Raw genomic sequence first — 25,530 nt, forward strand, 5'->3', positions numbered from 1 at the left:
GAATCATCATTCTGAAGCCCGATTTTTTATCTAAGGGTGTTTGAGTAAAAAGGAATCACGCTAAGTAGAACCTAAGGCCCAACCCCAGCCTTAACGCAATCTTGATTCAGTGGGCAATGTTCACACTTTGGTTTAGGGTTACAAAACTGCTGGCCATGTTCGACGAGTAAGCCATGATAATAACCGTACCTTTTTGTATCCAGAGGAATCACGTTTTCCATTAAAACTCGAAATTTTTCATACGATTTAGGGACATCCAACCCATTGCGAATGAAGATCCTTCTTGCGTACGCATCAATCACAAAAGATGGCTTACCTATCGCATACACCAGAATCGCGTCAGCCGTTTCGCCACCAATTCCTTTGACTTCCAGTAGCTCTTTACGCAGTTGATCCTTATCCTGAGCGCGAACGGCAGAAATATCGTAGTGGTATTTTGCAAACCATTCAGTCACGGCCTTAAGCTTAATGGCTTTCTGATTGTAGTAACCACTGGAGCGAATCTTTTGAGCAAGGTCATCGATCTCCATATCTGCAACTGATCTTGGATTACACTTATCGCCTAAGTTAATCAGTGCTTTCTCCGCATTCTTCCAATTAGTGTTCTGAACTAGAATAGCGCCTAGAACTATCTCGTAAGGGTCATTCCTTCGCCACCAATCAAAATAGCCAAAGTGCTGCTCAAGTGTATCGAACACACGGAGTATCAGTTCATTTTGGCTGACTAAATTATGATGATTTGGCGTCATAGAACTAATCCAATTGCTCAGATAGAAAATCGACTAACAAACGAACCTTTGAAGACAAGTTACGGTTCTGCGGATATAGCGCCCAGATCCCTTCTTTATCATCTCGGTAATCAGACAACACCTCAACCAACTCTCCCGAATCAAGATCTTCGCTTACGTAGTATTCAGGTAATTGAACCAAGCCTATGCTCTGCTTAGCCGCATCCAATAAAGCTAGACCACTATTACACTTGATTCGACCATTAACACGAACCGAGCGAGGGCGACCATTTTCTTTAAAACGCCAATGCTCAAAACCACCCACTAAACATTGGTGATTAGTCAGCTCAGACAGCGTATGCGGCTCGCCATAACGTTCAATATATTCAGGGCTAGCACATACATAGAGTTGGCGTTGAGAGAGCTTCTTAGCCACAAGGCTTGAGTCTTCTAGACGACCAAGACGAATCGCCACATCAACACCGGAATCAATAAGGTCGAGCTTTTGGTTAGTCAGCATCAGCTCTAACTCTACTTGTGGGTGAAGCTTTAAGAACTGGTGAAGTATCGGTGCAAGTTGGCGCTCTCCATAAGTCACGGGGGCCGTCACTTTCAACAAGCCTTTCGGTGTGGATTGCATCTGCGTGACTGCAAGCTCAGCAATTTCTAAGCCCTCAACCAGCAACTTACACTGTTGATAATAGAGTTGCCCCGCCTCTGTTAGAGAAACCTTACGAGTCGTTCGATTGAGTAGCTTCACTGCGAGGCGCTCTTCGAGGTTTGCGACTCTGCGACTGATTTGAGCCACCGACGTAGCGAGCTTCTGCGCGGCACCAGTAAAGCTTTCACGCTCTGCCACTGCAACAAACTCACTTACCCCTTCCCAATTGGCCATGCCTTTACCTTATGCTGAACTTTGGTTACCCATACAGTGTATTGAAGATAGATATCAGTGTCACCTTGCTTGATATGCGCTGCTCATAAATATTCGCCACCTACAATCGGCCAAAATCATTCCAACCAACTGCTGACATTTCTCATTATTCCTTACCGAACACTAACAAAATCGTCGTTTCCCCTGACACTCCTCCTACCACTTCATTGATATGTTGGTTCTGTACCGGAACACAGGTACTTTAACAAAGTAAGGTACTCCTATGAAAAAATTAATCATACTTGCATCAACTCTTGTACTCAGCACCACGGCGTTTGCAGCAACCAAAACAACGATTCAAGAAACAACGCTAAAATCTGATACATTTGTTACTGAAGCGGAAGCATACGATGCAGGAACAAACCTTATGGATGAGCTAAGCGCAAAGACACCTTTTGAGCTTTCTAGAGAACTGCCACAGTTCCAACAAACAACAAAATACGATTCGTTTAAGATTGATGACGCGAATATGGAAGTGAAAAAAATCACTAACATGAGCGGCGACATCCATTACCAAGCGAACGTAAAAGTTGACTACCGTTACACATACAAAGACGGTCGTAGCAGCTAACACCGAATGATTGATCAGTTCTAAAAACCGATCGCGCATCCAAAAAGAAAGCCCGTACTCATTGAGTACGGGCTTTTTTGTTCAGTGCTAGTTAATAGAATCCAGAACGAGCAACCATTAGCAGATCATGTTTATCTGCTTATTTTAAAGATTAAACTTCAAATTGAGAAACAAGGCTATCAAGCGCTTCACATTGCTCCGCCAGTGCCATGCAAGCATTCTCAGCGCTGCTCGCCATTTCAACCATTTGCATCGTGCTTTCTGCTATGCGTTGAACATTCTTATTCACTTCTTCAGACACTTGGGACTGTTGAGAAGCCGCAGTCGCGATTTGAGTGTTCATTTCGTTCATCATGCCAATAGAATTACGAATCTCGCTCAAAGAAGACGCCGCAGTACCCGCTTGAACAATGGTTTTCTCGCCGCTAACTTTGCTTTCGTTCATCACGCCAACCGCTTGCTTTGCGCCCACTTCAAGACGCTCGATCATCGATTGAATTTCACCCGTACTGTCTTGCGTTTTACTTGCTAAGGCTCTTACTTCATCCGCAACAACCGCAAAGCCACGGCCTTGTTCGCCCGCACGTGCAGCTTCAATAGCCGCATTCAATGCCAATAAGTTAGTTTGCTCGGCAATACCTCGGATTACGCCTAAGATTGACGCTATATTCTTCACATCACTATCGAGTTCATGAACCACACCACTCGCGTTTTCAATGTCATGTGCTAGACGTTCAATTGAGCTCACTGTTAAGCCCAAGGTTTTATCCGCTGATTCCACTTCACGATTAGCCGTGTTGCTCGCTGAAGCCGCTTCTAATGCATTGCCACTTACCGCTTCACTGGTCGCTTGCATTTCATGAACAGCCGCAGCCACCACCTCGCTCTCTTTCTGTTGGTTCGATGAGAACTCAGCAACGCCTTGTGTTAGAGATTTGATGTTTTCCATCTCTGCACGTACAGCATTAGAGGTGATAATAACCTGCTCGATTGTCACATGGATTTTGCCAACGAATTGGTTAAATGCAGAGCTAAGACGCGCAATTTCATCACTGCCTTCCACGTTCATACGCTGAGAAAGGTCGCCATCACCGGATGCAATTTCAGCCATGGCTTTTTCTACATTTTGAATCGGCTTAACGATAAAACGATTCGACAACCACAGCGCAAAAATAGCCGCTAAGATCGCAACACCCATGCCTATTTCGATGATCATCTTGCTTGATTCAATCGACTCGTTGGCTTGCTTGCGTAGCTCAATTTGCTTAGCTTCAATCAAGCTACGTACTGAACGAAGCTGTTCACGAATGATCGCAAATTCTGCATCCAAAGCTGGCGAATAGTCGATATTGTATTGGTGAGCATTCTCTGGGTCAGCAAACAGCGGTTCGTGTAACGCAACCCATTTGCTCATCGCATCCACTAACTTAGTAACCTCTCCTCGTGAAGAAGGATCGAGCACTCCTGCAGAATAAAGCGTTAACACACTTTCAAAACGAGGAACGGCCTTGTAAGCGTTGTCTTTAAACTCAAACTTTTGGTAATCAATCGCGGCTTGGTCTTTTGCCAACAACAGGCCTTGAGCAGACGAAATGACTTGGTAGATATCGCGATAACCATCTTCCAGATTATCCAATACCGGCTGAACCACATTATTCAACTCGTGGTTAATAGCAGCTTGAGCGTTAGATTTGATAACGTTCAAAACCGTAACTGTAGAAAACACAATAACAATCACCATTAGCGGGATCGCAATTTTACTCTTAATAGAAAGGTTGTTGATACTCATAGGGGTTAATAACCACACAATAGATAGGGACTCCCGCATAATATACCGTACAAATATTAAGACACGCTATGAATTTGTGAAGCCTCTCTCAAAGCAAACGATGTCGCCCAATTGGTTGACGTTTACTTAACGAACAACCAACGATGTGGATACAGTACACGCGTTTTTTATGTACTTATTTGCTACTTAGGAACGCTATTACTGGAGAAGTGTGAGAAATAGCACCATAATGTACGGCTCAAAAGTAAATAGGTATAAACATGAAAATTTGTGGCGTTGAAATCAAAGGTAATGATGCAATCATTTGTCTACTTTCTCTTTCTGATGGCGTATTTAACATTCCTGATTGTCGCGTTTCAAAAGTCGCAATTGGCGATGCAAACGACACGCAAAACATGAAAGATTTTCAATTCTCTTTCGCAAAACTGATGGAAGATTACCAAGTAGATAAAGTGGTTATTCGTCAGCGCCAAACTAAAGGCAAATTTGCTGGCGGCGGCTTCGGCTTCAAACTAGAAGCAGCAATTCAGTTGATCGATGGCCTAGACGTAACGGTTGTGTCACCAGCTGACATCAAAGAAAGCCTTAAGCGCAACCCTCTAATGATGAAGTTCAAAGAGACTGGCCTTAAGCAATACCAAGAAGCACCGTTTACAACGGCATACGCTTGCTTAATGCAACGCTAATCCATAGTCGCTAAAACGCTATTGATAGAGAAAGAGCCTGTTATTACAGGCTCTTTTTTATATTCTGTTTCGGTAAGCGTTACACAATGATAACCGTAATTAAGGTGCCTAAAGCCGCTAGGCTAAACGAAGTCAGAGCCACTCCACCACCTATCACGGTACCGATGACAGGAATGACGCTAGCTACTACAATAATGGGGCGCAGTAATAGAAAAAAGCCCGCCCACATAAACACAAACCCTCCCAAACGCAGAGCCCAAGTCGCAAACGTGTTTTCGCTATGAGCCTTTTCAAACATCTCATCTTTAGTTTTCACACCATATTGCAGCAAACTCAATGGGCCATTTTTAGTATTCCAAGCACGAAACCCGTCCTCAATCTGCTGAGCCACAATGGAGACGACTGCAGGCTCAACAATATGAAAAGTGACCTTCATATCTCCGATATTTGGTGCATCCGGATCACTACCTATGTAGTACCCTTGTTTATCTTTAGTTACTTGACCATATACTTGCTCACCAACCAACAAGTCTGAATCAGCCTTAATTTCCACGTATCGACTCATCATACGAGAGAGCTCATACGGAAATTCGAAACCACCAAAACGCATATTCTCAGCATTATAAATTGTGGTTTTGAAAGCCACTGATTCAGGATTACGATACTGTTTTTGCTTAAAAACCGTCGAGTCTCGCAAACGTTCTGACCAAACTTTGCGATAAGTGTAAGTTGTAACCTCTTTCTCTGTCCCATCAGACAATTTTTGCATGTAATTTCGACGAGACTCTTTCCATTGATACACCTGAACTCTTCGTTTTAAATGGATACCAACGGCTTTAATACCGAATTCGGGGTCCACCAAGGTGTCCTTTGTAGTAGCTAAACCATGAGTATGAACCAAGTTCTGATTGTTGTTCCAATCACGCTGATCAGATGCAATAGAAATAGCGGCTTTCTCTCCTTGCTTAAGCACTTTTTCACGATGGTCAGAACGATGCTCATTGGCATATAGAATAAATAGAGCAAAAGAAATCAGAAATACACCAAAACCCAAATCACTAATAGAAGCCTTCACTCTTTGGCTCCAGGTTCGTTCTTTGATTACCGAATACTCTTGTCCATCACCGTCATAGCATTGTGATTCGGAATACATATCCTCATTAGTGTCAAAGCTTGGCTCTTCGCTATTGGAGCTATCATGGTCAGTCATTGGTTCCCCTAGTCATTAATGCAACACACTATTGAGTACTAGTACTCAATAGTGTCAAAAAAATGCCCATATCAACATCCTGGATATGGGCACCCATTCGCATTATAGAGTATTAACACATAAGAACAAGGTTAAATAACGAACAAACTATTACTATAACTTATTGTTCATATACGAAATAAGACTACGACCTAAGGCTAGATCCACCGTATCTTGTGCTTCCACTTTACCGATATTATTCGCGAGTACACCAGTTAAACGAGTCACCGCTTTTGTAGTCGCTTCGGCAGAAACAGGTGCTAATGCATTGGTCATAATAATATGCAGGCATTCACGGAAAATCTGATTATCATTCAGCGACTGCTTCCATGAATCGAGAAAAGAACCCCTGTCAGTAAAGTCCAACAACTTAGTTGCCTGCTGGAATACTTGCCCTTCTAACGCATAGGCAAATTGCATCTTATTAGCGTAATAACGTTGCAGAGATGACTTGGTTATCCCCATTTCTTTGGCAATTCGATCATAGGTCACTGCATTCCAACCTTCTGTCAAAAACAGGTTGAGGATGCATTCATCGTACATCTTTCGCTTACGTTGTATCTCTTCAGCACTGACCCTTGCCATATGTCCTCTTGATATTAATTAGCTCGCTAGCGCTACTTTACACCGGATCTTATCCACACTGTTAACCTTGGTGATTAGCGCGATCTATTTAAAGCCGCTTGTCGTCGAAACTTAATCAGTTCAGGTTTCTTCACCACCAGGTAAACCGCAGCGGCTGATAATGCGAAACCCATTGCACCATAGATATCGAACGACTCTCCGAAGATAAGCCAAGCTTGAATTGCAGTCGTCGGGGGAACCAAGTAAAACACCGATGCCACACTTGAAGATGCGCCGTGCTCTACCATGTAAAGCAGCAATAAGATGGCGATACACGATAGAACAATCACTAACCAAGCAAGGGTTAACGTGAATTCGAGAGTCCAGTTCACTTGCATGGTTTCGTAACGCATAGCAAAAGGAAGGAACAATGCCGCCGATGCTAAATATTGAACCATCGCGCCACCTACCATATCTGTGCCTTTACAAAAGCGCTTCTGATACAAAGTACCGACCGTAATACCCACCAAAGAAACCAAACACAATAACGTTGCCAAGCCTTTTTGGTCGTCAGACTGCCATTCAATATTGCCCATCAATACCAAGCTAATTCCAGCAAAACCAAGCGCTAAGCCCAGCCATTGTGCGAAGTTAAAACGCTGTGAAGTACAGCTAATCATAATCAAGGCCGTCAGAATCGGTTGTAAGCCAACAAGTAACGAACTCAATCCGGCAGGCATACCCATATCAATCGCCAGATAAGTGCCACCAAGGTAGAAACCATGAATCAAAATTCCGACCACACAAGCATGAAAGAATGCGCGACCACGAGGGATACGACGTTTAAGAATGGTAATTAAAACTAAGAACAGCGCCACGTTGGCCACCATCCTAAGTGAAAGCAATGTTGCGGGTTCGGCGTATTCCACGCCAAGACGTGCGCCAACAAAGCCTGACGACCACAATATTACAAACACGAACGGAATCATTTTAATCAGCATTACAAACCTCTGGTCAACTCTTCATCAATGCTGTTACCTTAGTTGGGTACAGATAACTAATAAAGATACAGATATAACACTTTAAATGGTTACAGATTAAAAATGAGCAACGAGGGAAAACAACGTGGAAGCAGAACTCAGCGGCAATAAATATCTCGCCACAGAGCAACATATTAAGGCTCAGATCGATAAAGGACTCTTTCATCCAGACGATCGCCTTCCCTCAATTCGTCAATTGAGCGAACAGCTTGGCGTGAGCAAGAACACCGTGATTCGCGCCTATCAAGAATTGGAAGCGACAGGTTGGGTGTACTCAGTTCCCAAGTCGGGTTATCGTGTTAAAGCACCCAACACTACAAGTTGGGATGCGCCCAGCCAGCCTCAAAAAGTCGACCTCTTGTCTGTCACCAAATCTGTACTCTCTCGTCCGAAAGGTCGCTTGAAGCTGCTTGCTGGTTCTGCACACCCGAACATCAACAATCCTGCGATTCGTAGCTTGTACGCTGAAATCGGTCGCCATAGCCGTTTGCAAACTCAACTTCCGGGCTACTATCAACTCCCTCCCGGTGACGAGCAATTAGTAAAGCAATTGTTAAAGATCACCCATGATCTAGGTGTTCCCGCGGGATCGAAAGAGATTGCGATTACTCACGGTGCTCAACAGGCGATCAGTTTGGCTTTACGTGCACTCACCAAACCGGGTGACATCGTGGCGGTAGAGTCACCGTGTTACTTCGGCAATTTATTGTTACTCGAATCACTTGGTTTGCAAGCCCTAGAAATACCAAGCAGTGTTAGTCACGGAATCGATATTCCATCACTACAGAGTGCGTTGGACAAATGGGAAGTGAAGACTCTACTTCTGACGCCAAACTTTACCAATCCAACCGGCTCACGGATGCCATTGGCTAATCGAAAGGCGTTACTGGAGATCACAGGATCTTTGCCGATTATCGAAGACGATGTATTCGGTAGCTTGGCATTCGATACACCAATCGCGAGCCTCAAAGAGCTTGATAACCAAGATCGCGTCATCTACGTGAACTCGCTATCTAAGACTTTAGACTCACGCTTGCGAATCGGTTGGTTACTGTCAGGGCGCTATCAGCCCTTAGTCGAGAAGTATCTACTTTGCGACAACATGGGCAGTTCTAACCTTATGCAATCAGCGGTCGGACAGTTTCTCACGACAGGTAAATACCGCAGCCATTTATCTAAGATGAAACGACTCTATCAAACCAATCAAAAACAATTCCAAAGTCTATTAATACAAGCTCTGGATAGCTACCCACACCTTGTTGGGCGCTACCACTTGTCAAAACCGGAGGGCTCATTTCTCAACTGGATAACACTGCCAGAATCGGTCGACAGCTATGCCGTCTATCAAGATTGTTTGAAGCATAAGCTCGGGATCTTACCCGGCACCGTGTTTGGGACGAATGACCAATATAAAAATTGTTTGCGTTTCACCGTAGCAAACATAGAAGAGAGCAAAGAGTGGAAAGAAGGCGTGGTGACACTAGCGAAGATAATCGCTAAACATACACATTAACCAGATTAGACCCACATAACCCAAACAACAAAGCCCCACCAAACCAAGCGGGGCTTTCATAATTATCAGGTTTTGATTTGCTTAACGGTAATTAACCTTGCCAAGCGAACTGTTCAAATACTTTGTCTACTGGTGTTTTGGCAACGTGGTTTACGTAGTTACTGATCACTTTCTGAGACAAACCAAGAATCACTTCTAACACCTGTTGCTGACCATAGCCCGCTTCGAAAAATGCTGCCATTTCACTTTCAGGTACATTACCGCGGTTGCGTACCATGCTCAGCGTAAAGTCATGCAGTGCTTGCAGCTTTTCAGTGGGTAGAGCCGTGCGATTGCGAAGTGCTTCGGTGATTGCAGGATCAACCTTCATTGAATGTGCAATGCCAGTGTGTGCAGGAACACAGTAATGACATTCGTGTTCAACGTTGATGGTTTGCCAAACAACCGTCAGCTCTTCAGCATCGAAAGATGAGTCACTAAACGCCTGATGAAGCTGAGTGTAAGCCTTAAGTGTGTTTGGAGATTCAGCCAACACACCGAAAAGACCCGGTACTCTGCCCATCTGCTTTTTAGCCCCTTCAAGAATAGGTTGGCTTTGCTCTGGCGCTGATTCTACTGAATGAATTTTGAAGTTGCTCATTGTTTTATCCCTATCAATTTATGATTCTAAAGTTATTCAATCACGGAGCAATTAGTGACTGTTCTCCGTTTGTGTGAAAACAATATAGATCAAATTAGAACGATCGTTCAAGTTTTATTTTGAACACTCGTTCAGCACCATTTTATTTATCGAATCAAAAATTAAGAAAAAACCGCCAGATAACACCTGACTGGCTCGCTTATAAGTCAGTATTCTTATTCCAATCAACGATCAATATTAACGGTACAAGCCTTCAGAACATCGAATCTCATCACAAGGTTAGATGCTTTTCCCTTCAAATTGGTAAAGCTCTCTGAGCGTGTCTTTTAACCATAGAACGATTGGGTTGTAGGCATTGCGTTTGTGCCAAATCATGGTGAACGGGATCAGCAGTTTTTTGATATGTTCTTCATCTAAAGGGATGGGTAAACAGGTAAGATTAGGGTGAAGTTGTTCTACGTAACGTCGGCAGTAATTCGGCGCAACCGTAGTCATGGTGTGATTTGACTGGGCAGTCATAAATAACGATTGTTCGAAGCCCGCTAATGTCAGTGCTATGTTTCGGTCGAGCTGCAAGTCGGTAAGCACTTCATCTAATGCCCATGTTTCGCTTTTCTCCCACACAATATTGATGTGAGGATATTGAAGGAAAGCCTCAAGATTCCACTCTTCTTGTAACGCTGGGTGGTCTTTTCTCAGGTACACCACAGGCAAGTCGTGAAACAGAACCTCAAAATCGATGAAGTATGGCAGCGCGTCTAAGGACTCTTTCGAACGCGGGTGGCTTTCTCGCCCAGAAAACCCAATGTCAGATTCCCCACGAACAATGGCATCAATCGAATCATAATCCCAATTACGCATTTTGATTTTTGCATCTGGGTAGCGTTGATACACGCTTTGTGTCAGCTCATTGAGCATAATTAGCGACAGAGGAGATTCTGCTTCTAGATTCAAACGCAGATCTTTTGGGGCATCGTCGCCACGAGTCGTCAATATTTGGCTACCGATCTGCAGCCAGTCTTGAAGATCTTTCGCCATGCTCAGCGCAAGTGGTGTTGGCGTTAAACCTCTTGGTGTCTTTACAAATAGAGGATCATCGAACCAGTCTCGAAGTTTAGTAAGTGATTTGCTTACCGTTGAAGGCGTGACGTTGAGCTTTTTGGCAGCTTTCGAAACACTCTGCTCTTGCAGCAGCAATTGCAGAGTGAACAACAGATTCAGATCAAGACGGGCTAGTGGCTTCTTCATAATCACTTTTAACTTGGGAAGGACCTACCCATAGTATTAGAGCAATACTGATAACTCCACCAGCAGCCAATATAAATACCAACATATTCAATGCACTTAGCCCGATAACACCCATCAACCAGATAAACAGTGCCGAAGTACACACCTGAGAAACGCCCAGTATCGAACTTGCTACGCCTGCTCGCTGTGAGTAACAGCTCAATGCTTGGCTCATCGCAACACCAAAACCCAGTGAGAAACCGCCGCACACGAAAGCAAAACCCAACAACGTGACGTAATGGCCTAAGCCGCCATCAATCGACGCAAGCAACAAAATAGCGGCAATAACGAAGCACGCTTGTGAAGTCAGCATCAGGTTCTTTTGTTTAAACACATTCAAAGCAAACGGGGCTAAGAAGGAAACCAACATGCTCACCAAAGCGGTGAGTGCCATGATGTAAGAATACTGACCTCGGTCGAAACCAAGCTCTGTCATGATCAGCATTGGAGACACATTCACGTAAGTCAGAATAGCCGTCACGCCTAAGCTGGTCATGATCACACGACTGATAAACAACGGGTCTCTAAACGTTTCGGTTGAAGTTGATTGAGATGTCTCAGATAAGGAAGCTTTTGCTAACACCGACTCTGTAACCTTCGGTTTAGTCTCTTTTAGCATGAGCACCGACAACAAACACACCACCACTCCCATGCTCGCCATTGTCGTGAACAAAGTGGGCCACGGGTAAACCGTCATGATTAAGTGGCCAATCACAGGCGCAAGTACTGGTACGATGCAGGTAATGCCATTCATCATCGACAACACCTTAGCGCGTTTTTGATCGTCTAACACATCTCGCAGTATGGCGAATGCCACCACATAACAAGACCCCGCGCCAACACCTTGGAAAAAACGTACCGCAAGAAACGGTTCCGCACTGGTCACGATTCCGCCTAACATCGAAGAGATCGCAAAGACAATTGCACCGAAAATCGCGACAGGTTTTCTGCCTACACTGTCGGCAAATTTACCCGCAAACAACATCGTAGCTGCCATGCCCGCGAGATAGATGGAGAACGCGACATGAAGCTGCGCCTCAGAGGCATTTAAGTCCGCTGCGATTTGAGGTAAGCCAACCAGATACAAATCAATGGCTGTTGGATACAAGAGAACAAGCGCAAAACTACAAAACAGAAAACGATACATAAAATCCTCACATAATTGGTGTGAGGATAATAAGAGCGAAACGCCAAACTACCGAGTGGCTTCTGCGACAACGGATATTTCCATTTACGACAAACCATCAGTATTTGGATAAAGCGACAGCCAAGAATTAACGAAATAGCAAGGTTTTGACTCAATTCGGCTGAAATTAAGACACCGATTTATCAGCTATAAACCGCAGACTATTAAGCAGCGAACAATTTCTAAAAGTTATCAGAACGATAAATTAAATCATCGCATAAATACTTAAATTGACCACTCATATCCACCACAAATCCATACTTAAATTTTTTAGAAAAATTCAAAAATTATTAGAATTTAACCCCTAACTTTGCTGAGTAATTTGTTAGTCTTGGCAACAAATATTTACAATCCAACTAAAAATTAATTGGATACCTCGAGGTTGTTTTCTTGAATATGAAATTATTCGGCAGTTCTTTGATTCTTTCAGGAACTGCATTAGGGGCTGGTATGCTTGCCATTCCCATGGTGTTGGCCCAATTTGGCTTCATGATCAGCTCAGTGCTGATGCTACTTATCTTTATCGGCACCACTTACTCTGCACTCCTACTGGCAGAAGCGTGTACCAAAACTAAAGACAACAGTGGCATGAGCAGTGTTGCTTACCTAACTCTAGGCAGCAAAGGTAAACACTTTATCAATGCACTCTTTTACCTGCTGCTGGTCTGCATGCTCATCGCTTATATCTTGGGTGTTGGCGACATCATTCATAAGCTATTGCTCGATGTGGGCGTAGACATCTCTGCATCCGCTGCTTATACCGTTTTCAGCCTATTGATGGGTGTGATTGTGGTGGCGGGTAAGTCGTATATCGACAAATTAAATCGCGGTTTATTCATCATGATGGTGGTGATGCTGTTTATTGTTATCGCCTCTTTGTTTAGTAATATTCGCCTTGATTACCTGACTCAAGCCAGCAAGTACACGGCTAATGACGTAGTACAATACAGCGCGGTTATCTTTACCAGTTTTGCCTCTATGGTAGTTATCCCGTCACTGGTTATCTACAACCGAGAAGCGACTCAAAAGCAGATCCGCAATATGATTCTGCTGGGCTCGGTGATTCCACTAATCTGCTACCTAACTTGGTTGTTCGCGATTATCGGTAACCTTGGCACAGACGCTATCAGCCAGTTCCATAACATTTCAGAACTGATCTCAGCGTTTAGCGGCCAATCTTCCTGGTTAAAGGTAGTTATTGCGCTGTTCTCAGCATTGGCATTGGTAACCTCTTTCCTTGGTGTGTCCATGGCGCTGTATGACCAAAATAAAGACGCAGTCACCAACAACAAAGCATTAGCTTACGCTCTGACCTTTGTTTTGCCTTTGGTACTCGCTGAACTGTTCGCGAGCCAGTTTGTGAGCATGCTGGATTATGCGGGCATGGTATTGGTGTTCTTAGCTATCTGGGGGCCTCTGGCGATGGTAGTTAAGGTTCGTAGACCTGATTTCCCTCACCTACAAACCGAAGGCAGCTACACAGCAGCTGGTGGCGATACGGCACTGATGGCAACATTCGGTTTTGGCGCGTTGATTTTTATCTCTTGGTTTATGGGGTAGAGCCCAATTGAGTAGACTATCTGTTGCCATTTAGAAGGCAGCAGATACAAGAAGCCCGTTAGTCCGATTATTAGCAGCCGGACTAACGGGCTTTTTTATTTTCTGATTACCATGGCCAAAACTAAAGTGCTTACTTGGTCAAATTGCCAAGCAACTGCTCACACTGTGCTTTTAGCGATTTAAGCTCATCTTCATTCATCTTAGAAAGACACAGCATTTCTACTGGCACGGTCTGCGCTTGCTCTTTGAGCTCTACCCCTGCAGGCGTCAGTGTAATAACTCGAACTCGTTCATCTTCAGCACTGCGAGTTCTAAGCACGTAACCTTTCGTTTCCAAACGCTTGAGTAATGGCGTCAACGTACCTGAATCTAAATGCGTTTTTGCGCCTAGGGCTTTGACATTTATCTCTTTTTCGTCCCACAGCACCATCATCACAATGTACTGCAAGTAAGTAAGGTCAAGCGCTTTCAGTAAAGGTTGATACGCTCTACTCATTGCATTCGATGCACTATACAGCGCAAAACACACCTGATTATCCAGTTTTAGATAGTCATCTTGGTCGCTCATGATCACCTCACCAATAAATTAAATTGTGCACAATATACTTGCGCGCTCGAATTTTATCAATTAAGCTAGCTTTAAAATTAAGTTGCACGCAATCTAATTTTGCACAATTCAAATAAGGACTAAGACAATGACAACACTCTACACAACTTCTGCTACAGCTACTGCAGGTCGTAACGGCCAAGTTTCTACTGATGACAACCTGCTTTCAGTGGCGTTGAGCTACCCTAAAGAGATGGGCGGAACAGGTGAAGCGACCAACCCTGAGCAACTGTTTGCTGCGGGCTATTCTGCGTGTTTCTCAAATGCGCTGCTTCACGTTGCAAAAGAGATGAAAATCAAAATCGCATCGGCGCCAACGACTGCAACAGTGGGTATCGGACCAAATGAAAACGGTGGCTTTGCTTTAACTGTTGCTCTATCGATTGAACTGGATCTAGAGCAAGAACAAGCTGTGACGCTTGTGAAAACGGCGCACCAAGTTTGCCCTTACTCAAACGCGGTTCGTGGCAACATTGATGTGAAATTGTCGGTTAACGGACAAGCGCTTTAGTCTCAAGTCAAAGCCTGAAAGATACGCCAATAGAGATGTCTGTAGACGCCTAAAATTGAGCCTTATCCCTAAGTTACTTTGCTTTGAGCGAGTAACTTGGGGATTGTTCATTAGTTAATAGCGAATAAGCTTTACCAAAACAAATCGATACTCAGATACCGTAACGCCGGATTGGCAGACACCGAAAATAGACATCGACATATTGCGATATCCTAATTTCGAGGGTATATTTCACTTAAATCAGAAATAGCAGTCAAACACCATGTCAGACGTGAACGAAATTTTAAAATCCATCAACAACCCTGTACGCCGAGATATTCTTCATTGGCTTAAGTCGCCTCAAGAGCACTTTAACCTAGAGAAGCAACTCGTTGATACCGATGTTGAGGGGGTATGCGTTAGCATTATTCAGGAGAAGAGTGGCTTATCTCAATCTACCGTTTCTTCTTACCTCTCGAACCTACAGCGTGCAAAGTTAGTGACATCAAAACGCATTGGCTCGTGGACTTACTACAAGCGTAATGACGAATACATCGAGAAATTCCTAAAAGCGCTGTCTGATTCCCTATAGTTGAAAAGAACAAAAATCAACAGAACAACAGAACAACAGTTAGATAGCACGATGAAAACTGGATGGATTCACGCCATCCTTTATAACGAATATCATTTATTAAAAACCAACATATCGAGATTTTTAGATATCTAGTTATCGAACTATTCAATAATAATGCAGATACTAAAAATGCAGCGGAGCCGACAAACATGAGCAAGTCCATTCAATCCTTTGACCCAAGTAACGGTGAACTCCTTGGCGAGGTAAACCAAACTTCAGCTGAAGAAGTCACTCAAACCATTCACAAAGCAAAAGCTGCGCAAAAAGCATGGCGTCAACTCTCAATGAACGAGCGAGTGCGGATAATTATCAAAGCCTATCAACAACTTGATAAGTACGAAGAGTCCCTCTCACAGTTACTTGCTCGTGAAATGGGTAAAGACATTCGTCGCGCGACCGGAGAAGCAACCGGTGCGATCTACATGGGTCAGCACTATGCAGAGGATGCTCAACGTGCACTCAACACACGAAAATTGTCCGGTTCAACAGAACTTCAATACCGCCCACTTGGCGTTGTCGGAGTTATATCTCCTTGGAACTACCCTGTGATGATGGCAAACAACCTCATTGTGCCAGCACTGGTCGCGGGCAATAGCGTGATTCTAAAACCTTCAGAAGAGACACCTCTCATCGCTGAAGCATTCTTTGGTGAACTGCAAAAGCACTTACCAGAGAATGTCTTGACCGTGATGCAAGGCGATGGTGAAACAGGCAAGGCATTAGTCGAAGGCGACATCCAAATGATCGCGTTCACTGGCTCAAAAGCAACAGGCCAAGACATCATGAGACGTGCCGCGAGCAAGGTAAAACGCTTGGTCATGGAGCTAGGTGGCAAAGACCCAATGATTGTGATGCGTGATGCCAACCTAGAACAGGCCGCTCGCTTTGCCGTCGCGGGCAGCTTTGAGAACTCAGGGCAAATGTGTACTTCGATTGAACGTATTTATGTTGATGATCGTATCGCTGAAAAATTTGAACAACGTGTCACCGAGATCGCTAACATGTACCAAATTGGCCCGTGGGATATGCCGAACGTCAATATCGGACCAATCATCAACGCGACACAACACGCTAAGATTGTCGACCAGCTAAAAGACGCGCAACAGAAAGGAGCCACTTTCCTTTTAGGCAGCTCCGAACAACCCGAGCGTTATATCCGCCCTACGGTTATCACCGGAATGACTCCAGAAATGAAACTGGAAACAGAAGAAACCTTTGGTCCGGTTGTTGCTATCAGTCGTTACTCAAACATTGATGATGCCATTGAGCGCGCTAATGACAGCGAGTATGGGTTGGGTGCCGTGGTGTTCGGAAATCAAGGCGTCAATGACGTAGCTGACGAACTTGATGCTGGCATGGTTGGCATTAATCAAGGACAAGGCGGCAGTGGCGATGCTCCATGGGTTGGTGCGAAACAGAGTGGCCTTGGTTACCACGGCTCGGTTGACGGGCACCGTCAGTTTGCACAAGTAAAAGTGGTTTCAAGATAGAGGTTGATGATGAATAACAAAGAAAACTTTTATGTCGTTCGACGCGAGTCAGGTACTCAGCGCAGTGACCTTCCCGTTTGGGCACCAAAGTCTGCAAACCCATTTGCACTTGATAAGAACGTTAACGCGGTATCCCGCGCTGAAGTAAACAATGTACCGGGAGCTTTTCAGTTACTAGATGTGCTACTCCCTGAAGAAGTTCAGCGCATACTAAATGGAGCCAATCAACTTGGCTTTACGGAAGATGCGGCCGTATCTCTACCAAGAGAAGTTCGCCACAATCAGAATCTCAACTTGATCGCTGATACTGAAACGCTCGACGTAATTTGGAAACGTTGCCAAGATCATTTCGTCGATAAGTACAATCACTTTGCTGGTGTAAAGCCTCTAGGCATTAATGGTCGTTTTCGCTTTTATCGTTACGATGAAGGGGATTTCTTTAAGATGCACACTGATGGGTCGTGGCCCGGCAGTCAGGTGGTTAATGAACAGCTGGTCGATGACGCGTATGGTGACCGTTGGAGCATGTATACCTTCTTGATTCTGTTGAGTGATGACTTTGTTGGCGGCGAAACTCAATTTATGGTTAACCGTAATGACCCGAGTAAACCTGCTCGTCGTCAAGGGCATCATCAGGAGAACGCGAATATAGAATCGGTTAAAACACCAAGTGGCAGCGTGCTTTGTTTTCCTCACGGTACGCACCCCGCCCATTGTATTCACGGTTCTGCGCCGATACTTTCTGGGACGAAATACATTATTCGCACAGATGTACTATTCGAGCTCTAAGCGACTCTACTGATCGTTTCACTCCAAAAAAATGTCCCGCGCTAGGCGGGACATTTTTTATATAAGATAGAAAGCTTCTAGCTCTGAGATGCTAACTCTTAAACGTATTCGAGAGCTCTTTCAGCGATGTTGCCAATTCAGCTTGTTCTTTCGCTGTCGCCGCAATTTGCGTTGCACCGGTCGTAGACTCTGTCGACTTCTGCTCGACCGCCATAACGTTTTGAGCAATGTCTTGAGTGACCACTGCTTGCTCTTCCGTTGCGGTTGCGATCTGCTCTGTCATGCTGAATATCTCGCTCACCGCACCTGAAATATCTTGCAGCGTCTGCTCTACTCCTCGTGAATCTTCAACCGCTCTTGAAGACATCTTCTTGCTGTTATCAATCACATTGAACGCGGTTTGCACATCTGATTGTAGAGAGCTAATGAAGCCTTCAATTTCCAAAGTAGACTCTTGAGTACGTTGTGCCAGAGTACGAACTTCATCGGCAACGACGGCAAAACCACGACCTTGTTCACCTGCACGAGCCGCCTCGATCGCCGCATTCAATGCCAACAAGTTGGTTTGGTCAGCAACCGACTTAATCACATCAATCACGCTGTTAATGTTATTGCTGCTTTCGTGTAAATGAGTGATTTTCTCGGCAAGGCCGTTAATCTCAGATGCCAAAGTTTCAATCGATTGGTAAGAGTGCTGAACGGTATTCAAGCCGGCTTGTGATTGCTCATCAGCCAACTTAGCTGAACTTGCTGTTTGCTGTGTTTTAGCCGCGACTTCGCTCACCGTTGCCGATAGCTCTTCTGTTGCCGTAGCAATCAAGCCGATTTGGTCTTGTTGCTCGACCAAGGTGTTAGAGTTGTATTGGCAAGTTTGCGCCGTCTCTTCTGCTGCTGAGGCAAGTGTCAGGCTAGATTGAGATAAACTATCAATAACCCCAGAGAACTTCTCTAGTGTTTCATTAAGCGATGAAGATATCTGACCCAATTCACTGTTGCCTGCATAAGTCGCACGAACGGTTAAGTCATTGTCATTACGAACTTTAGATAGCACTCGCGTTAGATCTTTAACCCTCGTCGTTAGGTCAGTGATCGCTTTAAAGCTCACAAACGTGGCAAACAGGGTGATCACCACAAACATCGCAATGCTGCCCATCATCGCTGATTGAGCGTCCTGAGTTTTTTGCTCAGTCAGAGCAATCAATGAGTCCGCAAGTTGATTCTCTGTTTTCTTTAACTGAACAATTCGAGCCGTTGATTGAGAGAACCAGTAAACAGGGTCCACATCAAAACCACTCATTTTCGATTCAGCGAGATCACGAAGTTTTTCCACTTCTGCCACCGAGCGATCATTCAGTTGCTGTTTAAAGAAATCAACATTGGCTTGGTTACTAAGCACTTCAAAGTTGGCGAAATACGTGTTTTGCTCGGTTACCAAAGAGATGAATTTCACCAACATACCTGGGCCAAACTCGTTTTTGGAAAAGGTATTGTTTAACACTGCACGTTCGATACCTGCGCGTTCCTTTCCTTGCAAGAAGTTGTAGTAAGCGATGGTTTCTGTGGTGATGGCGGCATCAGAACTCAGCTCTGCAATAAGTGCAGAGACACTGAGCAGCTTGGCGTTAAGTTTTGTGTAATAGCCTAGCGCTTCAGAAAGCGGAATCGATTGAGAATCCACTCGATTACGAATAGAAGTGATTTGATTTAAGCTTTGGCTTATTTCATTATTCAAGCGATTGATCTGAGGTAGTTCGATCTCAGCAGACTGCCAGTATTCTGTTCTCTGAGTGCGTCTTTTATCTGCGCTAACTCGTTGTGATCTCAATTCACTCACAAACTTTGTACCCTGTGAGCCAATAAAGCCAGCCGTCATACCACGTTCTTTTTGCAACTCATGCACAAGTTCACTGTACACAACCGACAAACGCGTAAGTTGGTTTAATGACGACATTTCACTGGTGGTTTCTACGCCTTTCGAAATAGCAGAAACACTAAGCCATAGAAAACCTAAGATCGGTAAAATAAGCAAAGCGATGATTTTTTGCTTAAAAGACATATCGGTTAAATTCATTATTATTTCCCTAGCAGCTAACAAGTCTTTCTCAGCCATCGAACTCGGCACACTTCTAGTGGGCGCGCCTTAGTGGTGACTGGATAATTATTCAACTTAATCAATGGAGTTCAATTACCGATCCACACAAATCGGTAGCCGGTGAAAATAACATTTAACCTTATAAAATACATTGGATTATCGACAAAACTGTTAGCTAACCGACTTAACTGTGCGAAAAGTACGTGCAACAACATTTTATTGACGTAAGCGTCTGAAAATTGACATCTTTTTTATAATCCAAAAGGGGTAGGATTGCACCAATTATGTGCTCACGGCTAACACATATTCGTCAATAATTGTTCGTTCAGTGCTAAAACGGTATCTATTTCTGCGTTAACTGGCTGTCTATTCCTTGCTAACGATTTGTCTACTCTATACGGACTAACTATCTACTCCTTACTCACTAAATATGTATAATGCCGAACTTGTTAAATTGAGACTCGCAGCAAATATGCGACAACAACTGAGAGATATTTTATGAATTGTCCCGCTTGCGAAGAGCAAATCGGTTGGGAATGGGTAGAAGAGGCAGCAATCGAACCGAATGAGGAATTCGATTGCCCAGAGTGTGAAGAAACCTTGATGTATACCATCGATGAAGGCACCTATTATGGCGCGCAACACAAGACAGTAGAAGTGGTCGATCACTAACCTTTATTAGACTCCTTATTAAGCTGGGAAAAGTGATCACTTAAGTGATACTTTCCTACACAAGGTGCAATGGCATCCACTTCCATTGCACTCAAGAAAAACTCCGCAGGCCCAACTCGATTTTCCGGTAGTCTTCGTATCACGCTCAAAGCCAACTTTCTCACCCAATCGGGAATGTAAGTGATCCGCGCCATTTTACCCTGAGATTGAAAAGCAAACTCTGCTATTTGGGTTGCACTGAGGATCTCAGGGCCGCCCACATCCAATTCTTTTTCGTCATTAGGCAATGAAGCCAAGATAAAGCCTGCCAAATCTGCACCATGAATCGGATTCAAACGCACATCACCCGAACCAAACAAGTACACCCTTCCCGACTGAGCCATGTTGTAGAACTCTTCGATGTCGGCAAAAAATCCATTCGGACGAATCACACAAGGTGCTAAATATTCAGATGCCAATAAGCGGTATGCAAACCGTTCTTTGGCCTCAAGTAAGCGAACGCGTTTGATGACATTAGCTCTAAACGCCGAGACATAGACAAACTTTTTAACGCCAGCTCGTTCAGCTTCTTCCAATAGGTTTAGATTGGCTTGATAGTCGACATCTATGTAACTCAGTCCCTCTTTTTGACGTGTGATACCAACACAAGAGATGACGATATCCACTCCATCGCAGCAACCTTTTAGGCTATCGGCATCGGTCACTTGTGCGATCTGAATTTGAGAATCGTTTAGGCTGAGATCCTTCAATTTATCAGCACTGCGAGCCTGCGCTTTGAAATCAGCATCACACGCTTGGAGCGCTTCGATAAGATGACGACCTAAGTATCCTGTCGCGCCTGCTACCAAAACTCGGTTTTTGAGCTCATTCGTTACGTTCATTTATATACAGCCTCATTTATTAAAAAGCCTCATTGGATTAAACAGCCTCATTTTCCGGACGGTAAGGTTCTTCTCTTAGAATATGGCTGATCAATAACTTCAAATAAAACACAGGTAAGAACCACTCTAAGCCAGTAGGTGATTCGACGACATAAAGCGATATGATTAAGCTCACTGTATACAGGATCAAAGCAACTGGACGTTGTAGATAGAGTGCAGTTTTCAGTACCAAGGCACACGCCAACATCATGTAGCCACCCGTCACTGCTACCCACATCAGATTCAAATCCAAGAACAGCCAACTGAATACCGTCAACTGAATGAAGTGAATAGCGATAAAGGTCATGTGTTGCTTAAAGCCTTCCCCTTCTCTGTGAAACCAACGCTTAGCGCTTGATGTCGCATTGGTGATCACGCCACCCAACATGTCGATGGTCAACAAAACCGCCGCTAAGTACTGCCCCCAAGACCAGCCCAACTCTGCGTGATTAGCATAAGCTGCAATAAGCACACCCGCTATGAATGGAACGTACAGTTGCAAGTTCTTCTCTGCTGATGTGGCGCCGGGGCCAATAAACTTATCAAGTCCACCTAAGAAGCCTGCTCTGAATGGGGGTAGGTTCCAATCAATTCTCATAGTTACCTCGAATAATCGTCGTTTAATTTTTATTTAGAACACTTGGTCTTTTTAAATTAGATCGAACTTTAACCACTGTAAAGAATTATTTTGACCACTTGGACTAATTTAAACTAAGATGACACTCATCAGTTGCATTAAGCTATTGCTTCAGTTGCCTAAATTGACTGAACCTACAACTATTGAATTCCGAGGAAGACTCATGCCAAAGATCGTCGATCATGACAAAAGACGCGAAGAGATCGCACTGAAAGCTGCTGGTGTGTTTTTGGAGTTTGGTTATAAAGAATTGGGAATGAGACAACTCTGCTCACACCTCAACATGAGCAAAAGCGCGGTTTATCACTACTACAAAAGTAAAGACGAACTATTTAAGGCAGCAACCGAAGCCATTGTGAGACACGATGACGGAAACCTCGCAGAACTGCCACTTGCAGTTGAGGCAACTAAAGAACAGAAAATTGAAAACTTCGTTCAGATCTTTCAAGCGATAGAGTCGCGTCACTTCCAAGAAATGAAATTGGTCTTTGATTACATTGATGTGATTGGTCAGGACGCTGTCGCCCAAGATCCGAGCATGGCCATTGCCAACGAAAAGTATCAGCAATTGATTGCTCGATACGTTGATGAAAAGAACGCACTACCGCTGTTCTCTGTTCTTATCGGACTACTCACTCACCAAGCCCTGTGTGGAGGTACATTGGAAACCGATCACGTTCGCTCTGTGGTGAGCAAGCAAATAGACAAATAAGAACTTGAGCACAAAGCCATTTAATCAATGGGTTTCAACCAATTAATGCGAATTTCATTCATATTGGTTTACCTTGGTTTGAGCGACAATAAACACCCCTTTACTAGAACGAACGTTCAGCATAAAATATTAAATATATATTCAGACCGATGAAGTAGATGTTATGGCCAAAACCGCAAAGTTCGATAGACAAGATGTTGTAGACAGAGCCACCAACCTGTATTGGGAAAAAGGTTTTCACGCAACTTCTATGCGCAACTTACAGGACGTAATTGATATGCGTCCGGGCAGCATTTACGCGACTTTTGGTAGCAAAGAAGGCTTGTTTAAAGAGACATTGGCTCGCTATACCGAACTCGGCATTCTCAATCTGAACCGCTTCCGCAGTGAGACAGGCTCTCCGATTAAAGCGCTTGAAAGCTTTATCAAACGCGCAGTAGTTGAATCTAAACAGAGTGCGCCTAACGGCATGTGTATGCTGGCTAAAACCGTAGCTGAACTGACGGATGAACACGCGGAATTATTGGGCGAAGCAAAGAAATCACTCAAAATCATGGAAGGCGAGTTCGCCAAACTGATTGCCGAAGCGCAAGATTTAGGTGAGATAAGTAAAGATCGAGAACCCACTCAACTTGCTCGCCACGTTCAGGTTCAAATTGCAGGGCTACGCACTTATGCAAAAACCTGCGATGACACAGAACTACTCAACTCAATGGTTGAAGACATCTTCAAGTACCACCCTTTTTAGCAGCTGAGCTTATATAAGCTCAGACCTACAAAAAGACGCCCAAGTATTACTACCAATACTTGGGCGTCTTTTTATTTATCGCTTTTCAGCCAATCTTAAAGCCGATTACTTTTATACTTTCCTCATAATCAACGCCTGCGCATTGAGCATGGCTTCTTTGGTGCTGACATCTAAGGTTTTGACGTTCGCAAAACGTTCTACTTCTTTAATCGCCACGTCGTGAGCGAAGATCACCAACCTCGCCCGTTCAATATCTTTTTGTGTGATGCGATTGCCTATCCCGCTGGCGCCCTGCGTTTCAACTTTTATTCTAACCCCGAGATGATGAGCTGCCTTTTCCAAAGACTTCGCTGCTAGAAACGTATGGGCAACACCAGATGGACAAGAAGTAACAGCCAGCACATCAGCTAATCCTTCTTCCGTGACTGAACCACCTGTCGTTCGATTCAATCGCGACTCGTCTTCAACGACATTCTTTTTCAGTAGTATCACAATAAGGGCTGTTGTCAGCGCGCCCGCTAATGTTCCAACAATGTAGCCAATTTTGCCATCAACCACAGGCAGCACGATCCAACCGCCCCATGGTGCATGGTTGATAACATGGAACATAAAGCCAACTACATTACCGACAATGCCACCAGCAACAACCGCAGGCAGAACACGTGCAGGGTCTGCGGCTGCAAAAGGAATAGCACCTTCACTGATGCCGATCATTCCCATAATACCCGCTGCTTTTCCGGCTTCGCGTTCGTCTCGTTTGAATTTCTTAGGTGATATGAAAGTGGCAAGAGCCATGCCTAATGGTGGCGTACAAATGGCAATACCGACGCCCCCCATCAGCCAAGGTTGAGTGTTCACCTGCGTTTGAGCAAACAGCGTCGCCACTTTGTTGATTGGGCCGCCCATATCAAAGGCCGTCATCGCCCCTAAAATACTGCCCAACACCACTTTCCCTGAGCCCGCCATGCCAGTGAGCATTTGGTTCATCTCAAGCATCACATACGCGATAGGAGAGCCAATCACCCACATCACAGCGCCACAGGTAATGAAGGTGCCTACTAAGGGATAGATAAAGATAGAGCTCAGCGAGATCATGCTGTCTGGTAACTTGATCTTCTTAAGTAGATTAACCACAAAGCCTGCGAAAAAGCCGACCACAATCGCACCAAGGAAACCAGTGTTGTATTGATTGACCGCCACCCAAGAACCAATCATGCCCGGTGCTAAACCCGGCTTATCTGCCATCGAGTAAGCGATGTAGCCACCAAGTACTGCTGTAAACAGGGTTAAGCCCGCGATGCCCATCTGTGCGATATCAGCAAGCACACCACTTTCTGGTACTGCGCCGTGGCCAGACATCATCACAGACAAAGACAAGAGCACACCGCCTGCGACCACGAATGGGATCATGTGCGAAGTGCCGTACAACAAGTGTTCTTTGAGACGATTAAGAGATTGTGCCCAAGGGCTTAATGGTTCGCTGTGCACTTCATGATGACTAGAAGCGTAGCTATCGAAAGATTCAGAATTCGCTTCAATGAACAGTTGTTGCGCTTCTTCAACTGACTCAGCCGCCTTCAATTTTGTAACAAAGCCATCTTCAATCAATCGAGTCGAGATCTGAGCCAACACCTCAATATGATGGTCATCGCTATTGTCTGGCGATGCGAGCATGAAAAACACATCCGACAGTTCACCGCCGTCTGCGCCATAATCAATACCCGACCGGCTAACTCCCACCGCCACTGCTGGTTTAGCGACAGCAGAACTTTTCGCATGTGGTATCGCAATACCATCATCAAAGCCTGTATTACCTATGGTTTCTCGCTTCCACAAATCAACAAGGAAATCACTTTTACTGGAGAGCTTTCCCGCTGAATCAAGCATCTCAGCAAGCTCTTCAAATACCGCTTGCTTAGAGTCTGCCTTCAAATCTAAGCAGATAATCTCAGGCTCTATGATGTTAGTGATGTCCATGTGCTGCCTCGTCCG

25 protein-coding genes are annotated in these 25,530 nt (G+C 44.5%); 11 read left to right on the forward strand and 14 right to left on the reverse strand.

Annotation, left to right across the window (positions count from 1 at the left end):
• Nucleotides 1-71: 71 nt before the first annotated feature.
• Nucleotides 72-749: an endonuclease gene (locus AC3CKG_RS18155; RefSeq protein ID WP_488529716.1), complete on the reverse strand. Its 678-nt coding sequence runs from the start codon at nt 747-749 to the stop codon at nt 72-74.
• Nucleotides 750-753: 4 nt separating this feature from the next.
• Complete coding sequence (locus AC3CKG_RS18160; protein WP_017108426.1) at nt 754-1,623, reverse strand: LysR family transcriptional regulator; 870 nt, start codon at nt 1,621-1,623, stop codon at nt 754-756.
• 262 nt (nt 1,624-1,885) lie between these two features.
• Here AC3CKG_RS18160 and AC3CKG_RS18165 point away from each other — a divergent pair, with 262 nt between their 5' ends.
• Nucleotides 1,886-2,233 (forward strand): DUF3316 domain-containing protein, encoded by a 348-nt coding sequence (locus AC3CKG_RS18165; protein ID WP_017076504.1) that lies wholly within the window; start codon nt 1,886-1,888, stop codon nt 2,231-2,233.
• 151 nt (nt 2,234-2,384) lie between these two features.
• Here the strand turns inward: AC3CKG_RS18165 and AC3CKG_RS18170 are convergent, their stop codons facing one another.
• A complete protein-coding gene (locus tag AC3CKG_RS18170) occupies nt 2,385-4,022 on the reverse strand; it encodes a methyl-accepting chemotaxis protein (RefSeq protein WP_065111905.1) in 1,638 nt (545 codons plus the stop codon).
• 260 nt (nt 4,023-4,282) lie between these two features.
• Here AC3CKG_RS18170 and AC3CKG_RS18175 point away from each other — a divergent pair, with 260 nt between their 5' ends.
• Nucleotides 4,283-4,708 (forward strand): DUF3010 family protein, encoded by a 426-nt coding sequence (locus AC3CKG_RS18175; RefSeq protein WP_017088295.1) that lies wholly within the window; start codon nt 4,283-4,285, stop codon nt 4,706-4,708.
• A gap of 79 nt (nt 4,709-4,787) precedes the next feature.
• Here AC3CKG_RS18175 and AC3CKG_RS18180 read toward each other — a convergent pair whose 3' ends face one another.
• The 3 genes from AC3CKG_RS18180 to AC3CKG_RS18190 all read right to left on the reverse strand — a co-directional run bounded on the left by AC3CKG_RS18180 (nt 4,788) and on the right by AC3CKG_RS18190 (nt 7,522).
• The gene (locus tag AC3CKG_RS18180; RefSeq protein ID WP_488529717.1) at nt 4,788-5,918 is read right to left on the reverse strand and encodes a TMEM43 family protein; all 1,131 of its coding nucleotides are present in this window, start codon (nt 5,916-5,918) and stop codon (nt 4,788-4,790) included.
• A 153-nt stretch (nt 5,919-6,071) separates the two neighbouring features.
• Complete coding sequence (locus tag AC3CKG_RS18185) at nt 6,072-6,542, reverse strand: TetR/AcrR family transcriptional regulator (protein ID WP_488529718.1); 471 nt, start codon at nt 6,540-6,542, stop codon at nt 6,072-6,074.
• 74 nt (nt 6,543-6,616) lie between these two features.
• Complete coding sequence (locus tag AC3CKG_RS18190) at nt 6,617-7,522, reverse strand: DMT family transporter (RefSeq protein WP_280619402.1); 906 nt, start codon at nt 7,520-7,522, stop codon at nt 6,617-6,619.
• 124 nt (nt 7,523-7,646) lie between these two features.
• Between AC3CKG_RS18190 and AC3CKG_RS18195 the strand changes: the two genes are divergently transcribed.
• Entirely contained in the window at nt 7,647-9,074 is a 1,428-nt protein-coding gene (locus AC3CKG_RS18195; protein ID WP_488529719.1) for an aminotransferase-like domain-containing protein, read from the forward strand.
• Nucleotides 9,075-9,165: 91 nt separating this feature from the next.
• Here AC3CKG_RS18195 and AC3CKG_RS18200 read toward each other — a convergent pair whose 3' ends face one another.
• The 3 genes from AC3CKG_RS18200 to AC3CKG_RS18210 all read right to left on the reverse strand — a co-directional run bounded on the left by AC3CKG_RS18200 (nt 9,166) and on the right by AC3CKG_RS18210 (nt 12,148).
• On the reverse strand, nt 9,166-9,714 hold the full coding sequence (locus AC3CKG_RS18200) for a carboxymuconolactone decarboxylase family protein (RefSeq protein WP_017061666.1): 549 nt from the start codon (nt 9,712-9,714) through the stop codon (nt 9,166-9,168).
• A 279-nt stretch (nt 9,715-9,993) separates the two neighbouring features.
• Nucleotides 9,994-10,962 (reverse strand): HTH-type transcriptional regulator YidZ, encoded by a 969-nt coding sequence (gene yidZ / locus AC3CKG_RS18205; RefSeq protein WP_488529720.1) that lies wholly within the window; start codon nt 10,960-10,962, stop codon nt 9,994-9,996.
• Nucleotides 10,937-12,148: an MdtL family multidrug efflux MFS transporter gene (locus AC3CKG_RS18210; protein WP_488529721.1), complete on the reverse strand. Its 1,212-nt coding sequence runs from the start codon at nt 12,146-12,148 to the stop codon at nt 10,937-10,939. The genes yidZ and AC3CKG_RS18210 overlap by 26 nt, the downstream gene beginning before the upstream one ends.
• 435 nt (nt 12,149-12,583) lie before the next feature.
• On the opposite strand from AC3CKG_RS18210, the gene AC3CKG_RS18215 reads away from it, so the two are divergent.
• The gene (locus tag AC3CKG_RS18215; RefSeq protein WP_102383852.1) at nt 12,584-13,747 is read left to right on the forward strand and encodes an amino acid permease; all 1,164 of its coding nucleotides are present in this window, start codon (nt 12,584-12,586) and stop codon (nt 13,745-13,747) included.
• 130 nt (nt 13,748-13,877) lie between these two features.
• Here AC3CKG_RS18215 and ohrR read toward each other — a convergent pair whose 3' ends face one another.
• A complete protein-coding gene (gene ohrR, locus AC3CKG_RS18220) occupies nt 13,878-14,315 on the reverse strand; it encodes a transcriptional regulator OhrR (protein WP_488529722.1) in 438 nt (145 codons plus the stop codon).
• A gap of 127 nt (nt 14,316-14,442) precedes the next feature.
• On the opposite strand from ohrR, the gene ohr reads away from it, so the two are divergent.
• From ohr to AC3CKG_RS18240, 4 genes are all read left to right on the forward strand, one after another.
• Nucleotides 14,443-14,865: an organic hydroperoxide reductase Ohr gene (gene ohr, locus AC3CKG_RS18225; protein WP_012601111.1), complete on the forward strand. Its 423-nt coding sequence runs from the start codon at nt 14,443-14,445 to the stop codon at nt 14,863-14,865.
• Between the two features lie 262 nt (nt 14,866-15,127).
• Entirely contained in the window at nt 15,128-15,436 is a 309-nt protein-coding gene (locus AC3CKG_RS18230) for an ArsR/SmtB family transcription factor (RefSeq protein WP_004732945.1), read from the forward strand.
• Between the two features lie 191 nt (nt 15,437-15,627).
• Nucleotides 15,628-16,968: an aldehyde dehydrogenase family protein gene (locus tag AC3CKG_RS18235; RefSeq protein WP_488529723.1), complete on the forward strand. Its 1,341-nt coding sequence runs from the start codon at nt 15,628-15,630 to the stop codon at nt 16,966-16,968.
• Between the two features lie 9 nt (nt 16,969-16,977).
• A complete protein-coding gene (locus AC3CKG_RS18240; RefSeq protein WP_488529958.1) occupies nt 16,978-17,757 on the forward strand; it encodes a 2OG-Fe(II) oxygenase family protein in 780 nt (259 codons plus the stop codon).
• 91 nt (nt 17,758-17,848) lie between these two features.
• Here AC3CKG_RS18240 and AC3CKG_RS18245 read toward each other — a convergent pair whose 3' ends face one another.
• Nucleotides 17,849-19,828: a methyl-accepting chemotaxis protein gene (locus tag AC3CKG_RS18245; protein ID WP_488529724.1), complete on the reverse strand. Its 1,980-nt coding sequence runs from the start codon at nt 19,826-19,828 to the stop codon at nt 17,849-17,851.
• A gap of 519 nt (nt 19,829-20,347) precedes the next feature.
• Here AC3CKG_RS18245 and AC3CKG_RS18250 point away from each other — a divergent pair.
• Nucleotides 20,348-20,521, forward strand: coding sequence for a hypothetical protein (locus tag AC3CKG_RS18250; protein ID WP_017111500.1), 174 nt, complete (start codon nt 20,348-20,350; stop codon nt 20,519-20,521).
• Here AC3CKG_RS18250 and AC3CKG_RS18255 read toward each other — a convergent pair.
• Both AC3CKG_RS18255 and AC3CKG_RS18260 read right to left on the reverse strand, forming a co-directional pair.
• Entirely contained in the window at nt 20,518-21,402 is an 885-nt protein-coding gene (locus tag AC3CKG_RS18255; RefSeq protein ID WP_488529725.1) for an SDR family oxidoreductase, read from the reverse strand. The two genes, AC3CKG_RS18250 and AC3CKG_RS18255, sit on opposite strands and share 4 nt — an antisense overlap.
• Nucleotides 21,403-21,439: 37 nt before the next feature.
• The gene (locus AC3CKG_RS18260; protein ID WP_488529726.1) at nt 21,440-22,039 is read right to left on the reverse strand and encodes a hypothetical protein; all 600 of its coding nucleotides are present in this window, start codon (nt 22,037-22,039) and stop codon (nt 21,440-21,442) included.
• Nucleotides 22,040-22,241: 202 nt separating this feature from the next.
• On the opposite strand from AC3CKG_RS18260, the gene AC3CKG_RS18265 reads away from it, so the two are divergent.
• A complete protein-coding gene (locus AC3CKG_RS18265; protein WP_198592748.1) occupies nt 22,242-22,790 on the forward strand; it encodes a TetR/AcrR family transcriptional regulator in 549 nt (182 codons plus the stop codon).
• A gap of 163 nt (nt 22,791-22,953) precedes the next feature.
• Nucleotides 22,954-23,538, forward strand: coding sequence for a TetR/AcrR family transcriptional regulator (locus tag AC3CKG_RS18270; protein ID WP_488529727.1), 585 nt, complete (start codon nt 22,954-22,956; stop codon nt 23,536-23,538).
• Between the two features lie 111 nt (nt 23,539-23,649).
• Here the strand turns inward: AC3CKG_RS18270 and AC3CKG_RS18275 are convergent, their stop codons facing one another.
• Nucleotides 23,650-25,515: a fructose-specific PTS transporter subunit EIIC gene (locus AC3CKG_RS18275; RefSeq protein ID WP_488529728.1), complete on the reverse strand. Its 1,866-nt coding sequence runs from the start codon at nt 25,513-25,515 to the stop codon at nt 23,650-23,652.
• Between the last annotated feature and the right edge of the window lie 15 nt (nt 25,516-25,530).

Source organism: Vibrio sp. QJM3NY_15 (genome assembly GCF_057785995.1).

What these genes read in the sequence shown, in the direction of transcription:
- AC3CKG_RS18155 (WP_488529716.1), bottom strand. Translation starts at nt 749, where the DNA reads ATGACGCCAAATCATCATAATTTAGTCAGCCAAAATGAACTGATACTC.
- AC3CKG_RS18260 (WP_488529726.1), bottom strand. Translation starts at nt 22,039, where the DNA reads ATGAGAATTGATTGGAACCTACCCCCATTCAGAGCAGGCTTCTTAGGT.
- AC3CKG_RS18200 (WP_017061666.1), bottom strand. Translation starts at nt 9,714, where the DNA reads ATGAGCAACTTCAAAATTCATTCAGTAGAATCAGCGCCAGAGCAAAGC.
- AC3CKG_RS18250 (WP_017111500.1), top strand. Translation starts at nt 20,348, where the DNA reads ATGAATTGTCCCGCTTGCGAAGAGCAAATCGGTTGGGAATGGGTAGAA.
- AC3CKG_RS18175 (WP_017088295.1), top strand. Translation starts at nt 4,283, where the DNA reads ATGAAAATTTGTGGCGTTGAAATCAAAGGTAATGATGCAATCATTTGT.
- AC3CKG_RS18210 (WP_488529721.1), bottom strand. Translation starts at nt 12,148, where the DNA reads ATGTATCGTTTTCTGTTTTGTAGTTTTGCGCTTGTTCTCTTGTATCCA.
- AC3CKG_RS18245 (WP_488529724.1), bottom strand. Translation starts at nt 19,828, where the DNA reads ATGAATTTAACCGATATGTCTTTTAAGCAAAAAATCATCGCTTTGCTT.
- ohr (WP_012601111.1), top strand. Translation starts at nt 14,443, where the DNA reads ATGACAACACTCTACACAACTTCTGCTACAGCTACTGCAGGTCGTAAC.
- AC3CKG_RS18230 (WP_004732945.1), top strand. Translation starts at nt 15,128, where the DNA reads ATGTCAGACGTGAACGAAATTTTAAAATCCATCAACAACCCTGTACGC.
- AC3CKG_RS18255 (WP_488529725.1), bottom strand. Translation starts at nt 21,402, where the DNA reads ATGAACGTAACGAATGAGCTCAAAAACCGAGTTTTGGTAGCAGGCGCG.
- ohrR (WP_488529722.1), bottom strand. Translation starts at nt 14,315, where the DNA reads ATGAGCGACCAAGATGACTATCTAAAACTGGATAATCAGGTGTGTTTT.
- AC3CKG_RS18190 (WP_280619402.1), bottom strand. Translation starts at nt 7,522, where the DNA reads ATGCTGATTAAAATGATTCCGTTCGTGTTTGTAATATTGTGGTCGTCA.
- AC3CKG_RS18215 (WP_102383852.1), top strand. Translation starts at nt 12,584, where the DNA reads ATGAAATTATTCGGCAGTTCTTTGATTCTTTCAGGAACTGCATTAGGG.
- AC3CKG_RS18265 (WP_198592748.1), top strand. Translation starts at nt 22,242, where the DNA reads ATGCCAAAGATCGTCGATCATGACAAAAGACGCGAAGAGATCGCACTG.
- AC3CKG_RS18270 (WP_488529727.1), top strand. Translation starts at nt 22,954, where the DNA reads ATGGCCAAAACCGCAAAGTTCGATAGACAAGATGTTGTAGACAGAGCC.
- AC3CKG_RS18235 (WP_488529723.1), top strand. Translation starts at nt 15,628, where the DNA reads ATGAGCAAGTCCATTCAATCCTTTGACCCAAGTAACGGTGAACTCCTT.
- AC3CKG_RS18160 (WP_017108426.1), bottom strand. Translation starts at nt 1,623, where the DNA reads ATGGCCAATTGGGAAGGGGTAAGTGAGTTTGTTGCAGTGGCAGAGCGT.
- AC3CKG_RS18170 (WP_065111905.1), bottom strand. Translation starts at nt 4,022, where the DNA reads ATGAGTATCAACAACCTTTCTATTAAGAGTAAAATTGCGATCCCGCTA.
- AC3CKG_RS18180 (WP_488529717.1), bottom strand. Translation starts at nt 5,918, where the DNA reads ATGACTGACCATGATAGCTCCAATAGCGAAGAGCCAAGCTTTGACACT.
- AC3CKG_RS18185 (WP_488529718.1), bottom strand. Translation starts at nt 6,542, where the DNA reads ATGGCAAGGGTCAGTGCTGAAGAGATACAACGTAAGCGAAAGATGTAC.
- AC3CKG_RS18165 (WP_017076504.1), top strand. Translation starts at nt 1,886, where the DNA reads ATGAAAAAATTAATCATACTTGCATCAACTCTTGTACTCAGCACCACG.
- AC3CKG_RS18275 (WP_488529728.1), bottom strand. Translation starts at nt 25,515, where the DNA reads ATGGACATCACTAACATCATAGAGCCTGAGATTATCTGCTTAGATTTG.
- yidZ (WP_488529720.1), bottom strand. Translation starts at nt 10,962, where the DNA reads ATGAAGAAGCCACTAGCCCGTCTTGATCTGAATCTGTTGTTCACTCTG.
- AC3CKG_RS18240 (WP_488529958.1), top strand. Translation starts at nt 16,978, where the DNA reads ATGAATAACAAAGAAAACTTTTATGTCGTTCGACGCGAGTCAGGTACT.